We start from the raw sequence: 15,060 nt of genomic DNA on the forward strand, positions 1-15,060 counted from the left end.
CCTGGTACCGCACATTCGCAAGGGTTGGAGGTGACGATATGGCGGCCACTCTGATGGAGCCCGACCCGACGAACACCCAGGGCTTCCGAAACCGACTCCTCGACGGCCTGATCTCCTCGATCGAGCACCGCGGCTACCGCGACACCACGGTCGCCGACATCGTCCGCGGCGCCAAGACCTCCAAGCGCACCTTCTACAGCGAGTTCGCCAGCAAGGAGGAGTGCTTCGTCGAACTGCTGCGGACCAACAACGACGAACTCATCGTCGACATCCGCACGGCGGTGAATCCGGAGGCCGACTGGCATGTCCAGATCCACTCTGCGGCAACCGCATACGTCGACCACATCTCATCTCGCCCCGCAATCACGCTGAGCTGGATCCGGGAGGCGCCCGCGTTGGGCGCCGCAGCGCTTCCCCTGCACCGGGCCGCGATGGGCAGCCTCGTCGACATGCTCGTCGACCTGACCGACAGTCCCGGTTTCCGCCGTGCCGACCTCGAGCCAATCTCGCGTCCGTTGGCGCTGATCCTGTTGGGCGGTCTGCGCGAGCTGACCGCGCTGACCGTCGAGACCGGCAACGATCCACGGCAGATCCTCGAGCCTGCCGTCACCGCGGCGACGGCAATCCTGGGGCCGCGCGTCAGCCCAGCATGAGGCGGGCGGACTTCTCGAGCCGCTGCGCGATGTCGGCGTAGGACGCGTATCCCATGCCTGCCCGCACCAGGGCACCCGAATAGAGCATCTCCAGCGAATCGATCACGTCGGGATCGGTGTCCGGGGCCAGCGCTGCCGCCAGCCGGTCGCGGATGTCGCGGCCGATGCGCTGACGCAACGCCTCGACATCCGGATCGCGGCCCAGCAGCGCGGTGGTCACCGCGCCGGCGAACTCCGGTTCATCGGCCATCAGCAGCGCGATGTGACTCAGCACGTCGACCACGCGGGACGCCGCGTCCTCCGAGTCGTGCGGAACGGGCGGGGACGAGACGAGGCGTCGCCAGAAGACCTCGGCAACGAGGTGTTCCTTGGATGAGAAGTATGTGTACGCGGTGGCGGCACCGACGCCCGCCTCGGCGGCCACGCGCCGGACCGTCAGACCCGTGAAACCCTCGCGCTTGAGCAACTCGACCGCGGCCTTACCCAGGCGATCGACAGTGTCGGCCTGCTTGGCGGTCAGTCGGCGCCGAGTCGACTCCAAAGCCGGATCGGACACGTGTCTGGACGCTACTACAACCCGGGTGGACCAGCAACGGTAGGTTGGCCGAATGAGCACCGCCGACACCGCACTGCCGCCGTCCGCCGCACGCCTGTTCGCGCACGCCGAGCAGGTCACCGGTTTCATGCCCGCCGACGAGGGACGTGCCCTCTACGACGCCGCCGTGCGCTACCTCGGCGACGGCGTCGGCGTCGAGATCGGCACCTACTGCGGAAAGTCGACCGTAATGCTCGGCGCGGCCGCGCAGACCACCGGTGGCGTCCTGTACACCGTCGATCACCACCACGGCTCCGAGGAACACCAGGTCGGCTGGGAGTACCACGACACGTCCATGGTCGATCCGGTCACCGGACTCTTCGACACCCTGCCCTCGCTGCGCCACAATCTGGACGCCGCGGGACTCGACGACCACGTGGTGGCCGTGGTGGGCAAGTCGGTGGTGGTGGCCCGCGGTTGGCAGACGCCGGTGCAGTTCCTGTTCATCGACGGCGGCCACACCGAGGAGGCCGCACAGCGCGACTACGACGGCTGGGTCAAATGGGTGACTGTCGGTGGCTGCCTCGTCATCCACGACGTGTTCCCCAACCCCGAGGACGGCGGGCAGGCGCCGTTCCACGTGTACCAGCGTGCGCTGAACTCGGGCCAGTTCCGCGAGGTCGGCGCGACCGGATCGATGCGCATCCTGGAGCGCACCGCACCGCACGCGGAGTAGCCCTCCCGCCTGCGCGCCGTTTGTGAAACTGACGACGCGAAACCCACTGAGACGTCGCAGGATTCACAAATAGGCGTAGAGACAGGCGCTGACTAGCGCCGGGTCGCGCAGGCGCAGTCGAACTCGCTCTCCAAGCCGCGCGGCAGGTCGTCGGCACGGAAGATGCCGCTGCCGGCGGTGGTCGACGACAAGGCGTCGGCGGCCAGGATCATGGCGGCACCCGTCCAGGTCGTCCGCTCCACCGGCCAGCGCTTACCGTCGGCGAACACCAGACCTGTCCAGTACGAACCGTCGGTTTCACGCAGATGGTGCATCGCCGCGAACTGTTGGTGCGCGCGCACAGAGTCGCCCATGGCGTCCAGCGCCATCACGAACTCGCACGTCTCGGCGCCGGTCACCCACGGCCTGTGGTCGATGCAGCGAATCCCGAGGCCCGGCACCACGAACTCGTCCCACCGGGCGTCGATACGCGCGCGGGCGGCCTCGCCCCGGATCGCTCCACCGAGCACCGGGTAGTACCACTCCATGGAGTGGGTGTCCTTGGCCAGGAACAGCTCCGGATGCTCGGCGATGGCGTGGCCGAGCGCACCGACCGCGACCTCCCACTCGGGCTGCGGCTCGTCGAGGTAGTTCGCCAGCGCGATAGCGCACCGCATCGCGTGGTGGATGCTGGCACAACCGGTCAGCAATGCCTCCTGGATGATTCCGGAAGGACTTGCGGCCCAGGCGATCTCGCCACCGTCCAGCTGCAGCGTCAGGACGAAGTCGATGGCCCGGCTCACGACGGGCCACATGGTCTCGGCGAAGCCCCGGTCCTGGGTGATCAGCACGTGGTGCCAGACGCCGGTGGCGACGTACGCGCAGAAGTTGCTGTCGCTGTTGGCATCCTCGATGACACCGTTGCGGAACTGAATGGGCCACGATCCGTCCGCACGCTGCGTGGCCCTGCACCACTCGTAGGCGGCGCGGGCGGGTTCCCACAGCCCGGCGACGGTGAGGGCCATCGCGTTCTCGACGTGGTCCCAGGGATCGGTGTGGCCACCGTCGAACCAGGGCAGTGCGCCGGTCGACTCCTGGGTGGCGGCGATGGACTCGGCGGTCTGCAGGCACTGATCAGGAGTCAGAACGCCTGCGACCCCTGGAATTTCGTGGCTGTGCTTAGGACTTCTCACTGGCAATCACCGGCTTACGGAAGTACAGCGCGACGCTCTTGCCGATCAGCGGATTCAGCAGCGCCTCGGCATTTCGGGTTAGCCACGGCCGCGACATCATGTCCCACACCAGCAGCTTGTGATAGGCAGCGACGGCGGGGTGGTTCGGTTTCTCCACGCCCACAGCGCATTTCAGCCACCAGAACGGCGAGTGCAGCGCGTGCGCGTGGTGACTGTGGTCGAACTCCAGGCCGCGGGCCGCGATCTTGGCGTGCAGCTCATCGGCCCGATAGATGCGGATGTGGCCGCCCTCGTTGGCGTGGTACTCGTCAGACAGCAGCCAGCAGACCTTCTCTGGCAGCCAGCGCGGCACGGTGACGGCGAGCCGACCACCCGGCTTGAGCACACGGACCAGCTCGTCGATGGCGCGGTCGTCCTCGGGGACGTGCTCGAGGATCTCCGAGGCCATGACGCAGTCGAATGTGCCGTCGGCGTAGGGCAGTTCGAGCGCATCGCCCTTGACCGCCTCCGCCTTGGCCGATGCGGGCGCCTCGCCCTGCTCCTGCATGGCCTGCAGAATGGCGTCGACATCGTTGAGGTCTTCAGCACTCTGGTCGAACGCGATAACGTCCGCACCCCTGCGGAACGCCTCGAACGAGTGTCTGCCCGCACCGCAGCCGACATCAATGACGCTGGTGCCCGGGCCCACGCCAAGCCTGTCGAAGTCGACGGTCAGCATGCGCTTGCCTTCCTCTGCCCACCACGTTGAGTTCGCTCGCACGCCCGCTCGTACACGGCGACGGTCTGTGCAGCCACGGATTCCCAGCTGAATACATCGACGGCCCTGGTGCGACCCGCGGCACCGAGGCGGCGCAGTTCGAGCGGCGAGTCGAGCAGTGCGCCCAGCACATTGGTCAGGTCGTCGACATCGCCAGGGTTGACCAACCGCGCGCACTCGCCGTCGGGCCCCAGGACCTCCGGCAGCGCACCCGCGCGGCTCGCGACGATGGGCGTACCGCTGGCCATCGCCTCGACGGCCGGCAGCGAGAAGCCCTCATACAGCGACGGGATGCAGGCAACCTCGGCCGAGGCCAGCAGGCTGGCGAGCGCGGCGTCGGACAATCCACTCGAGCTGTGCACGATATCGGAGATGCCCAGTTCGGCGATCAGCTTCTCGGTCGGGCCGTTGGGCTCGAGCTTCGAGACGAGCTGAACGTCGAGGTCACGCTCAACGCGCAGCCGTGCCACGGCGTGCAGCAGGTGGCTGACGCCCTTGAGTGGCACGTCGGCGCTGGCGATCGCGATGATCCGGTTGCGCACCCGATCACCCGCGGGCTTGAACAGCTCGGTGTCCACACCGAGCGGAACCACCTGCAACTGATCGAGCGAGACACCGAAGTCCGCGGCGATGTCGGCTGCCGAGGTCGATGAGACGGTGAGCAGCTCAGGGATCCGGCGAGCCACCCGCTTCTGCATCTCGGCGAACCCGTACCACCTGCGCACCAAAGGCTTTCGCCACCACTTGGCGGCTGCGACGTCGACCACGCGGTCGCGCGTGATCGGATGGTGCACGGTGGCGACGACCGGCAGGCCCGTGGCGACGATCTTCAGCAGCCCGTCGCCAAGGCTCTGGTTGTCGTGCACGACGTCGAACTCGTCGCGACGCTCGGCGAGGATGCGCGCCATCCGCAGACAGAAGGTCTTGGGCTCGGGGAAGGCGGCCGTCCAGGTGGACAGCAGCTCGAGCAGATCGATCCGATCGTGAATCTCGCTGGGCCGCGGGATGCGGAACGGATCCGGCTCCCGGTAGAGGTCCAGGCTGGGCACCTCGGTGAGCCGCACCCGGGGGTCAAGTCCCTCGGGGTAGGGCGGGCCGGAGAACAACTCGACGTCGTGACCGAGTTCAACGAGGCCGCGACTGAGGTGCCGGACATACACACCCTGGCCGCCACAATGCGTCTTGCTCCGATAGGAAAGCAGGGCGATCCGCATGGTCAATTCACCGCGGCCAGAGTCGGCGTAAGGGCTCTGGACATGTGTCCAGACTATAGTTTGACTAGCTAGTGACCGCAATGTGGCCACCGTGGCCGGCCCCTGCGACCGGTGCTCGCACTACGCGGGAGGGAACCCTCCGGTGGCGATCGGACCCCATCGCGTCGGCGTCACACGGATCAGGCACTTGCCCTGGACGACCATCGCCTGGCGGTATTCGTCCCAGTCCGAGTGCTCGCCCGCGACGGCGCGGAAGTACTCGACCAGACCGTCCACGGCCTCGGGCACGTTGATGACCTCGGCATCGCCGTCGACCTGGACGTATGGCCCGTTGAACTCATCGGACAGCACCGTGATGCTGGCGCGGCGATCACGGCGCAGGTTCACCGACTTGGCCCGCTGCGGATAGCTCGCCACCACGATCCGGCCCTCTCCGTCGACGCCTCCGGTGACAGGCGAACTCTGCAGTGAACCGTCGGCCCGGTAGGTGGTCAGCACCATGTGATGGCGGGTCCGGACGAAGTCGAGCATCTCGGAGCGGGCGACAACGTCAGCCGTGGCGTACTTGCGAGCCATGCCTCCAACGTACTGACGTGCGCTATTTCCGCTACTTGCGCTTCAACGTCCAGGCGGGCACCCAGTGCGTGACGGCCCTGCGATCCGCGCCGTAGGCGACGTCATAGGTCACCCATCCCCACCAGTGGCCCTGCTCGCACAGTCCCCAACACGTCAGCATTCCCTCGACGATGGCGTGCATCTGCAGGCCCGCCGGGTGGTAGCCGCCGGCGCGATGCGGCTCGCGCGGGAACACCGTGGCGAGATCGATCAGAACCGGCATGGGCGGATCCACCCGGCGAAACGTCGCCGGCTGCGGCTGACCGTTGTGCCCGATCGACTGCAGCTGCCCCATTGTTCGATCATACGTTCGAATTGAGGTCCGATGGCAGCACGAACGTGAACGCCCGCCGGAAACCCAAACCGGTCAGCCGGCCGGCGCGCACCGCGCCCACCGACGTCGTCCTGACCTCGCCCGAGGACGGTTCGTAGCAGCGCAGACGCTCCCCCGACGCCTCGACGATCAGCACCCAGTGCCTCGGGATGACGTTACCGACGAGCATGGCTACGGGACGCTCCTGCGCGACGGCGGCCAGCACGTCGGCCATCGCGTCGCGTCGACCCCACAGCCCGTGGCACAGACGCCACCGATAGGGCATGCCGCGACCGGCGCCCTGCGCACTGATCGCCCTGGCCATGCCCATCGGGGTGGTGCCGAGCGCCCGCGGCCAGACCGTATTGATTCGCCCGTGCACGCGGCCCTGCTCCCTGGCGAACCACGCGGGCGCCACCAGTTCGCGGCGATACGCCGGGTCCAGCAGCGCACCCGCCACCACGGCGACGGCAGGACCGCATGAGACGCCGTCGCGCTGCCGCAGGCGCAGAGCCGCGAGCTTCACGATGCCCAGGCTAGGCCGATCGGGATTCCCGTCACCCAGATATGGGTATCGGTGAACACATGTCCGCTGGAACGCCGGGTCGGCCATGAGCCTCGACTTCACGCCGACCATCGCGCAGCACGATCTGGCCCGCCGCACGCACGAGTTCGCCGAGCAGGTGATTCGGCCGGTGGCACGGGACTACGACCAGCGCCAGGAGTTTCCCTGGCCGGTGCTGGAGGAGGCCGCCGAGCGCGGCTTCTACAGTCCACTGTTCTATCGCGACCTGATCGGCGACCCGAGCGGACTCTCGCTGCCGATGTTCATGGAGGAGCTGTTCTGGGGCTGCGCGGGGATCGGGCTGGCGATCGTCATGCCCGCGTTGGCGCTGTCAGCGATCGGACAGTCCGCGACGCCCGAACAGATGCTGCAGTGGGCCCCGGAGTGCTTCGGGTCGCGCGGCGACCTCAAGCTCGCCGCGCTGGCCATCTCCGAACCCGAGGGCGGCAGCGATGTCCGCAACCTGCGCACGCGCGCACGACGCGACGGCCCCGGCGAGGACGCTGACTGGATCATCGACGGCAGGAAGATGTGGATCGGCAATGGCGGAATCGCCAACGTGCACGTCGTGAACGCCGTGGTCGACGACGACCTCGGCCATCGCGGGCAGGCACTGTTCGTGGTGCCCGGTGGCACGCCCGGGCTGGAGATGGTGCGCAAGCTCGACAAGCTGGGCTGCCGCGCGTCGCACACCGCCGAGCTCAGGTTCGAGGGTGTCCGGGTGCCTGCAGACAACCTGCTCGGCGGGCCGGACAAGCTCGAGCACAGGCTGGCCAAGGCCCGAGAGGTGGTCGCCGGGGCCAAGCACTCCGGTTCGGCGACCATGGGCACGTTCGAGCAGACCCGCCCGATGGTCGCGGCCCAGGCCCTTGGAATCGCCAGGGCCGCACTGGAATACGCCACCGAGTACGCCAACGGGCGCGAAGCCTTCGGCGCGCCCATCATCGACAACCAGGGCATCGCGTTTCCGCTGGCCGATTTGGCAACCAAGGTCGACGCCGCCCGCCTGCTCACGTGGCGGGCCTCGTGGATGGCCGCCACGGGTGTGCCACTCGAACGCGGCGAGGGCTCGATGGCCAAGCTCGCCGCCAGCGAGGTGGCGGTCGAGGCCACCGAACGCGCCATCCAGACCCTCGGCGGCTGGGGCTACATCACCGACCACCCCGTCGAGAAGTGGTACCGCGACGCCAAGCTGTACACGATCTTCGAGGGCACCAGCGAGATCCAGCGCATCGTCATCTCCAACGCACTGGGCGCCGCCGCCGGCAAGCCCCCGCTGCACATCGAACTCGAGCCGACCGGCGGCCCGCTCAACGCGGCGTTCGGCCGCGGCACCCCCGCGCGCACCTGGGCGGCCAATGCCGCCCTGGACATGCGGGACAAGGTGCCGGGTCCCGTGATGAACCTGGCGATGAAGGTGCTGCGGCCACCCAGGAAGAGCCGATGATGCGGTACCCCTGGTCACGCATACCGGATTCTGGCAACATTACCGACGAGTAGGTTCGGCTCGCCGAACACGATTGAGGTGGGGATTTCGATGGAGACTCGGCAGTTCGCAGTTACCTACCTCGCCGCGGGCACCGAGGGTGGCGGGGCGGCGATCGGTGAGGTCATCGGCATGTCCGCCGTCGGGCTGGTCGTCGGCGTCATCCTGATCTGGGTCGGCTATCTGCATCGGGCACGCAAGATCACCTGGCTGCACGACCTCGGCGAGCGCGCAGGCCGCAGGTTCAAGCGCCCGGCCTGGGTCGCACTGCCCATCATGTTGTTCATCACGACGATCATCAGCGCGCTGTTCGGCTTCATCTGGGACGTCAGCCTGCACATCGGCAACGGCCGCGACCCGGGGCCGCTGGCCAACCCCGCCCACTACTTCATCCTCTTCGGGCTCTTCCTCCTGTTTGTCGCCGGCTGCCTCGCCTGCGTACTGCCCTATGACAAGCCGGGCCCGTCGGCCGTCCGGATCACGCGCACCTGGTACGCCCCGGTCGGGGGTCTCCTGATGGCCGGATGCGGGCTGTACGCGTTGATCGGCTTCCCCCTCGACGACATCTGGCACCGCATATTCGGTCAGGACGTCACGTTGTGGGGTCCGACCCACCTGATGATGATCGGAGGCGCGGGCTTCTCCACGCTCGCAGCGCTGTATCTCGACCACGAGGGCCGTCGGGCAGCCGGCGAGGACGCCCCCAAGGACGGACCCGGGCTGAAGTTCGTGCAGTACCTGGCTTTTGGCGGCGTGGTCATCGGGATGTCGGTGTTCCAGATCGAGTTCGACTTCGGCGTGATGCAGTTCCGCCAGGTCTTCGAACCCATGCTGATCGCCGCCGCGGGAGCCTTCGCACTCGTCGCGGCCCGGATGATGCTCGGCCGTGGAGCCGCGATCGTGGCAGCACTGCTGGCGATCGCGCTACGCGGCCTGATGGCCGTGCTGGTGGGCCCCGTGCTCGGCGCTCCAATCAACTGGTTCGCGTTGTACCTCGGGCCGGCCATCGTGATCGAACTCCTCGCGCTGACACCGCTTCTCAAGCGCCCGGTGCTGTTCGGCCTCGTCAGTGGCGTCGGGGTGGCGACGGTGGGTCTGTTGCTGGAGTCGCTGTGGATCGGCGCGGTCTACGAGTACCCGTGGCCTGCCAGCATCTGGCCCGAGGCGCTGATGATGGCCGTTCCCGTCGCCGCACTCGTCGGTGCCTGCGGAGCCATGGTCGGCATGGTGGTCACCGGGCAGAGGCTGCCGAGTCGAGCAGTCAGCATCGGCCTGGTGGTGCTGGCCGTCATCGCCATCGGCGCAGCCACGGCCAATGGGCTTCGCTACGACGTCCCGCAGAACGCGACCGCGACCATCACGTTGACCGAGGCACCCAGCATCGGCGACCAGCGCATGGCGACCGCCGACATCCGCATCACCCCACCGGATCTGGTGAGCGCAGATCCCAACTGGGTGTCGGTGTTGGGCTGGCAGGGCGGGATCGAGAACGATCGCGGCATCTTCGTCGATCATCTGGAGCGACTCGGGTCGGGGCACTTCCGCTCGACCGAGCCGATGCCGATCTCGGGTACCTGGAAGACGCTGTTGCGCGTCCACGACGGCCGAACCCTGGCAGCCGTGCCGATCTACCTTCATGGCGACCCGGGCATCGGCGCCGAGGAGGTACCCGCGGAGTCCTCGATGACGCGGCCGTTTGTCGCCGAGGTCACCATACTGCAGCGCGAACGCAATCCCGATACTCCACAAGCACTTTGGCTTATCGGCTGCCTCGTGGTGCTGTTCTGCACGCTGACCCTCATCGCCGGTCTGGCCTGGGGCGCGGGACGGCTCAACAAGAACGAGCCGACCACCAGCGAGCCCGAGCTGGCACCGTCCGGGCAGACATGACGGGCAGCACCGAACCCGACATTCTCGCTGATCACTCGATCCTGCTCGCGATTCCCGCATTCGCGCCGGCGCTCGTCGTCGTGGCCGTGGTGATCTGGATTGTGATGCGCGACAGGCGCCGCGCTGACGACGAGGATCCTTCCAGCGAATCCCCAGCATCGACCGACGAGGATGGCTCACCGTGACCACTTCCACGATCTCCCGGACTCTGCTGGCCACCCTTGCCGCGGCGCTGCTCACCGCGGGCTGTGGCGGGTCGGCTCAGGACGCGACGAGCAGCACCCCGACATCTCCGGGCGCCTCCCCGTCATCCACGGCCGCACCGGAACTCACCGATCAGCAGGAACCACCCGCAGTGGCGTCGCTCGACGTCACGATCAGGGGCGGTGAGGTCATACCCGCCAACGCGCAGATGGACGCCCAGGTGGGGCAGCCCATCGTGATCCGGGTCAACAGCGACGCCGCTGATGAGTTGCACGTGCACTCCAGTCCCGAGCACAGCTTCGCCATCGCGCCGACGAACGGTCAGTCCTTCCAGTTCACCGTCGACGTCCCCGGCAGGGTCGACGTCGAACTGCACCAGCTGCACACGACCATCGTCACCATCACCGTCGTGCAGTGACTCCCGCGCAGGCGACGGTGGTACTCGCCCACGGGTTGGGTGGATCGTCCGATCTTCCAATTCCCGTCACCTACGCCCTGATCGGCGCCGCGTGGGCGTTGACATTCACATTCGCCGTCGTCGCACTCGCCTGGAAGCGCCCGCGCTTCGATCCGGACAGACCCGCGCGGCCCCTGCCCCAGTGGTGCACCGCCCTGGTCGACAACTCCGCCGTGCGGTGGACGGTCGCGCTGCTTGCTCTGCTGCTCGCGGTGTGGGTGGCGGTGGCGGCGATGTTCGGGCCCCAGGACGGCGACAACCCGTTGCCTGGAGTCTTCTACGTGCTGCTCTGGGTCGGTCTCGTGGCCGTGTCGGTGGTGCTGGGGCCGGTCTGGCGGCTGCTGTCACCGGTGCGTACGGTCTATCGGCTGCTACCGGCGTCCCGCAGGCCGCCGCGGACGTACCCGGCGCGCTGGGGATACTGGCCGGCCGTACTGGGCCTGTTCGCGTTCGTGTGGCTCGAACTCGCCAGCTCCGATCCGGGATCGCTTGCCGCCATTAAGGTATGGCTCCTGGCATATCTGGTGGTGACGCTTGCCGGGGTGCTGCTGTTCGGGACGCGCTGGGCCGCGCGCGCCGACCCGTTCGAGGTGTACGGCGTTGTGGTGTCACGCCTATCGCCGTTGCGGCGCAACGCCGACGGTCGCGTCGCTGTGGGCAACCCGTTCGATCACCTGCCGTCGTTGCCGGTTCGGCCAGGCACGGTCGCAGTGCTGGCGGTCCTGCTGGGATCCACTGCGTTCGACAGCTTCTCGGCGATGCCGGGATGGCGCGGTTTCGTCGACGATGTGTCGGGCGGTTCGGGAACGGTCGCGGTACTCGTCCGCACGGTCGCGCTGACGACTTTTGCCGGGGTGGTCGGCGGGTCGTTCTGGCTCGCGGCGCGCGCGACGGGCGGGGTCGACCGCGCGAAGCGACGCGAACTACCGGGCCTGTTGGCGCACTCGCTGATCCCGATCGTGGTCGGCTACGTTTTCGCCCACTACCTGACCTATCTGGTGGAGCGCGGCCAGCAGACAGTGCTGCGCCTCGCCGACCCATTCAACTGGGGGTGGCTCGGCGACGTGCAGGTGTCCTATGTGTTGTCGATGCACCCGTCGGTCCTGGCCACCCTCAAGGTCGGCTTCGTGGTGGCCGGGCACATCGCGGCCGTGGTGGCCGCGCACGACCGAGCGCTGCGGGTGCTGCCGAAGCCGCATCAGGTGAGTGGACAACTCACGATGATGCTGGTCATGGTCGGCTACACGTTCACCGGGCTGTACCTGCTGTTCGGCGGCTAAGTTTGTCAGCATGCGCGCGCTGATCATTGTCGACGTTCAGAACGACTTCTGCGAGGGCGGATCCCTTGCCGTCGACGGCGGTGCTGACGTCGCACGCAAGCTGACCGACCTGTTGCGCGACCACACCTTTCGCGCTGACTACGACCACGTCGTGGCGACTATGGATCACCACATCGATCCCGGCGAGCACTTCTCGGAGAACCCCGACTATCGCGACTCCTGGCCACCCCACTGCGTCGTCGGCACCGAGGGCGCCGACTTCCACCCCGCATTCGACGCGTCCGCCGTCGAGGCCGTCTTCCACAAGGGCCACTACTCGGCGGCCTACAGCGGTTTCGAGGGTGCGCATGCCGAGGACGGCACGGGACTGGCCGACTGGTTGCGCCAGCGCGGTGTGGACGCCGTCGACGTGGCGGGCATCGCCACCGACTACTGCGTGAAGGCCACCGCCGCCGACGCGGTCGCCGCCGGTTTCACCACCCGCGTCCTGCTGGACCTGACGGCGGGGGTGTCGCCGGCGACGACCGCGGAGGCGGTTGACGCGCTGCGTGCCTCGGGCGTCGAGATCGGCTAGCTGCGGACCTCCCGGGCGGCGGTCACCAGGTGCCTCAGCGACGCCGTCACCTCGTCGGTGGTCCGTGTCTTCAACCCACAGTCCGGATTGACCCAGAGCCGTTCGGCGGGAACCGACTTCAGAGCCTCCCGCAGCGATGACACCATCTCGTCGACGCCGGGAACCCGCGGTGAGTGGATGTCGTAGACACCCGGACCGACGCTGTTGGCGAAGCCCACCTCGTTGAGGTCACCGAGCACCTCCATGTGTGAACGCGCCGCCTCGATCGAGGTCACGTCGGCATCCAGGTCGGCGATCGCTCCGATCACCTCGCCGAACTCCGAGTAGCAGAGGTGTGTGTGGATCTGGGTGGAGTCGGCGACCCCCGACGTGGACAGCCGGAACGCGTCGACTGCCCACTTCAGGTACGCGTCCTTGTCCTTCGATCGCAGCGGTAGCAGTTCACGCAGCGCCGGCTCGTCGACCTGAATGATCGCGATACCCGCCGCCTGCAGATCCACCGTCTCGTCCCGGATCGCCAGCGCCACCTGGGCCGCGGTGTCGGCCAACGGCTGATCGTCGCGGACGAACGACCACGCCAGGATGGTCACCGGGCCCGTCAGCATGCCCTTCACCGGCTTGGCGGTGAGCGACTGCGCGTAGGTGATCCACTCGACCGTCATGGGCGTCGGCCGGCTGACATCGCCGTACAGGATCGGCGGACGCACGCAGCGGCTGCCATAGGACTGCACCCAGCCGTTCTGCGTGGCGAAGAACCCGTCGAGCTGTTCGGCGAAGTACTGCACCATGTCGTTGCGCTCGGGCTCGCCGTGCACCAGCACGTCAAGACCCAGCTCCTCCTGAAGCCTGATCACGTCGGCGATCTCCGCCTTCATCCGGCGCTCGTACTCCGCCGCGTCGATCTCGCCGGCCCGCAGTGCGGCGCGGGCCACTCTGATCGCCGATGTCTGCGGGTAGGAGCCGATTGTCGTGGTCGGCAGGTCGGGCAGCTGCAGCCGTTGGTTCTGCGCCTCGCGGCGCTGCGCCGCCGGACCGCGCGTGGTGCCGGATGCGGCGATCGCGGCGATACGGGCACGGATCCGCTCGTTGGACAGGCGCGGGTCGGCACGACGTGAGGCGATGGCCGCGTTCGATGCGGCGACCTCGGCGGCGATGGCGTCCCGCCCGTCCCTCAGACCGCGCGCCAGCGCGACCACTTCGGTCACCTTCTCGGCGCCGAACGCCAACCAACTGCGCAGCGCGGGCTCGAGCCCGGGCTCCGCGTCCAGTGTGTACGGCACGTGCAGCGTTGAGCAGGACGTCGAAACCGCCACTGCACCCGCCGATCCCACGATCGTGGCCAGCGTGCCCAGCGCCGCCTCCAGATCGGTGCGCCAGACGTTGCGGCCGTCGACGATCCCGGCGACGACGGTCTTGCCCGCCAACTCCGGGACAGCGGCCACTGCCGATGCGCCGCCCGCGACCAGGTCGACGCCGATGGCCTCAACGGGCGTCCGCGCCAGAGCGGGCAGCGCATCGGCCAGTTCGCCGAAGTAGGTGGCCACGAACACTGCGGGCCGTTTGGCCAGGCCTGCGAGCAGCCCGTAGGTGCGCTCGGCCAACTCGCCCGCGTTGTCCAGCATGTCGGTCACCAGGACGGGCTCATCGAACTGCACCCACTGCACACCCTCGTCCACGAGGACCTCAAGCAACTCGGCGTAGACGGCGAGCAGGTCGTCGAGGCGTGCGATGGGCGCACCCGCCCCGTCGACCGCCTTGGACAGCGCGAGGAACGTGATGGGTCCGACGATCACCGGCCTGGCCGGAATGTCCAGTGCGCGTGCCTCTTCCAGCTCACCGAGGAGCTTGAGGGGATTGAGTGCGAACCGCGTCCTCGGGCCGATCTCGGGCACCAGGTAGTGGTAGTTGGTGTCGAACCACTTGGTCATCTCGAGCGGCGCGACGTCGTCGTTTCCCCGCGCGGCGGCGAAGTAGCGGTCCAGATCGCTGGAATCGGCACCGATACCGGCCACACGCTCTGGCAGGGCGCCGACCAGCACGGCGGTATCGAGCACCTGGTCGTAGTAGGAGAAGGTGTTCACCGGAACCGAGTCCAGGCCCGCGGCGACAAGCGACTGCCAGGTGTCGGCCCGCAGGTTCGCGGCAAGGTCCTCGAGTTCGGCTCGTTCGATGCGGCCCGCCCAGTACCTCTCGACGGCACGCTTGAGTTCCCGGTTGGGGCCGATCCGCGGCGAGCCGGTGATGGTGGCGGTGAACGGTCTAGCTGTGGTCATGCGACGTCCTCTTGACGAGACGGATGGATATCACCAAGAGACGTCGAACCGAGCGCGATCATTCCACTGGAGTAACCGCTTCGGCCACTGCCCATTCCACGAGGCGATGATCCACCGAACGCGGCGCGTCCGGTACGGCTGGCAGGTCTTCGGACTCACAGGCGCGCACGATGTTCGTGCACCTACTGGCCGTCGCTTCCCAGCCCTTGCGGACCAGTGCTGATGACGGCGGTCGTTCCTGCATACCGCTGCGGGACAGTCCCGGATTCTCACCGGGTTCCCTCTTGCGATGTCGCCGTCCGAGGACGACGACAAACCAGCTGCACCGGCCAGCGT

General features: G+C 67.9%; 16 protein-coding genes and 1 riboswitch. Of the genes, 8 read left to right on the forward strand and 8 right to left on the reverse strand.

Annotated elements, in window-relative coordinates:
- Positions 1-38 precede the first annotated feature (38 nt).
- Positions 39-653: a TetR/AcrR family transcriptional regulator gene (locus ABIA65_RS01960; RefSeq protein WP_241401808.1), complete on the forward strand. Its 615-nt coding sequence runs from the start codon at positions 39-41 to the stop codon at positions 651-653.
- On the opposite strand, the gene ABIA65_RS01965 is transcribed toward ABIA65_RS01960, so the two are convergent.
- Positions 640-1,209, reverse strand: a complete 570-nt coding sequence (locus ABIA65_RS01965; protein ID WP_241401809.1) for a TetR/AcrR family transcriptional regulator — start codon at positions 1,207-1,209, stop codon at positions 640-642. The genes ABIA65_RS01960 and ABIA65_RS01965 overlap by 14 nt on opposite strands.
- A gap of 52 nt (positions 1,210-1,261) precedes the next feature.
- Here ABIA65_RS01965 and ABIA65_RS01970 point away from each other — a divergent pair, with 52 nt between their 5' ends.
- The gene (locus ABIA65_RS01970; RefSeq protein ID WP_354522435.1) at positions 1,262-1,924 is read left to right on the forward strand and encodes a class I SAM-dependent methyltransferase; all 663 of its coding nucleotides are present in this window, start codon (positions 1,262-1,264) and stop codon (positions 1,922-1,924) included.
- Between the two features lie 92 nt (positions 1,925-2,016).
- On the opposite strand, the gene mmpH is transcribed toward ABIA65_RS01970, so the two are convergent.
- The 6 genes from mmpH to ABIA65_RS02000 all read right to left on the reverse strand — a co-directional run bounded on the left by mmpH (position 2,017) and on the right by ABIA65_RS02000 (position 6,521).
- Complete coding sequence (gene mmpH, locus ABIA65_RS01975; RefSeq protein WP_354522436.1) at positions 2,017-3,096, reverse strand: MMP endo-(1,4)-3-O-methyl-alpha-D-mannosidase; 1,080 nt, start codon at positions 3,094-3,096, stop codon at positions 2,017-2,019.
- A complete protein-coding gene (locus tag ABIA65_RS01980) occupies positions 3,083-3,814 on the reverse strand; it encodes a class I SAM-dependent methyltransferase (RefSeq protein ID WP_241401812.1) in 732 nt (243 codons plus the stop codon). Before ABIA65_RS01980 ends, mmpH begins: the two co-directional genes overlap by 14 nt.
- Positions 3,808-5,067: an MMP alpha-(1->4)-mannosyltransferase gene (gene manT / locus ABIA65_RS01985; RefSeq protein WP_354522437.1), complete on the reverse strand. Its 1,260-nt coding sequence runs from the start codon at positions 5,065-5,067 to the stop codon at positions 3,808-3,810. The genes ABIA65_RS01980 and manT overlap by 7 nt, the downstream gene beginning before the upstream one ends.
- Before the next feature lie 120 nt (positions 5,068-5,187).
- Complete coding sequence (locus ABIA65_RS01990) at positions 5,188-5,643, reverse strand: PPOX class F420-dependent oxidoreductase (protein ID WP_241401814.1); 456 nt, start codon at positions 5,641-5,643, stop codon at positions 5,188-5,190.
- A 31-nt stretch (positions 5,644-5,674) separates the two neighbouring features.
- The gene (locus ABIA65_RS01995; protein WP_241401815.1) at positions 5,675-5,977 is read right to left on the reverse strand and encodes a hypothetical protein; all 303 of its coding nucleotides are present in this window, start codon (positions 5,975-5,977) and stop codon (positions 5,675-5,677) included.
- Positions 5,978-5,984: 7 nt separating this feature from the next.
- Positions 5,985-6,521 carry a hypothetical protein gene (locus ABIA65_RS02000; RefSeq protein ID WP_354522438.1) on the reverse strand — a complete coding sequence of 179 codons (537 nt, stop codon included), beginning with the start codon at positions 6,519-6,521 and terminating at the stop codon, positions 5,985-5,987.
- 85 nt (positions 6,522-6,606) lie between these two features.
- Here ABIA65_RS02000 and ABIA65_RS02005 point away from each other — a divergent pair, with 85 nt between their 5' ends.
- From ABIA65_RS02005 to ABIA65_RS02030, 6 genes are all read left to right on the forward strand, one after another.
- Positions 6,607-8,007, forward strand: coding sequence for an acyl-CoA dehydrogenase family protein (locus ABIA65_RS02005; RefSeq protein WP_354522439.1), 1,401 nt, complete (start codon positions 6,607-6,609; stop codon positions 8,005-8,007).
- Between the two features lie 90 nt (positions 8,008-8,097).
- On the forward strand, positions 8,098-9,936 hold the full coding sequence (locus ABIA65_RS02010) for a hypothetical protein (RefSeq protein WP_354522441.1): 1,839 nt from the start codon (positions 8,098-8,100) through the stop codon (positions 9,934-9,936).
- Complete coding sequence (locus ABIA65_RS02015) at positions 9,933-10,121, forward strand: hypothetical protein (protein ID WP_241401819.1); 189 nt, start codon at positions 9,933-9,935, stop codon at positions 10,119-10,121. Before ABIA65_RS02010 ends, ABIA65_RS02015 begins: the two co-directional genes overlap by 4 nt.
- Positions 10,118-10,558, forward strand: a complete 441-nt coding sequence (locus tag ABIA65_RS02020; protein WP_354522442.1) for a hypothetical protein — start codon at positions 10,118-10,120, stop codon at positions 10,556-10,558. The genes ABIA65_RS02015 and ABIA65_RS02020 overlap by 4 nt, the downstream gene beginning before the upstream one ends.
- Positions 10,555-11,877 (forward strand): hypothetical protein, encoded by a 1,323-nt coding sequence (locus ABIA65_RS02025; RefSeq protein ID WP_354522444.1) that lies wholly within the window; start codon positions 10,555-10,557, stop codon positions 11,875-11,877. The genes ABIA65_RS02020 and ABIA65_RS02025 overlap by 4 nt, the downstream gene beginning before the upstream one ends.
- Before the next feature lie 10 nt (positions 11,878-11,887).
- Entirely contained in the window at positions 11,888-12,451 is a 564-nt protein-coding gene (locus ABIA65_RS02030) for an isochorismatase family protein (protein ID WP_354522445.1), read from the forward strand.
- On the opposite strand, the gene metE is transcribed toward ABIA65_RS02030, so the two are convergent.
- The gene (gene metE, locus ABIA65_RS02035; RefSeq protein WP_354522446.1) at positions 12,448-14,724 is read right to left on the reverse strand and encodes a 5-methyltetrahydropteroyltriglutamate--homocysteine S-methyltransferase; all 2,277 of its coding nucleotides are present in this window, start codon (positions 14,722-14,724) and stop codon (positions 12,448-12,450) included. The genes ABIA65_RS02030 and metE overlap by 4 nt on opposite strands.
- 123 nt (positions 14,725-14,847) lie before the next feature.
- A riboswitch (cobalamin riboswitch) is annotated at positions 14,848-15,060 on the reverse strand.

It is taken from the genome of Mycolicibacterium sp. 624 (assembly GCF_040548615.1).
GTDB lineage: Bacteria > Actinomycetota > Actinomycetes > Mycobacteriales > Mycobacteriaceae > Mycobacterium.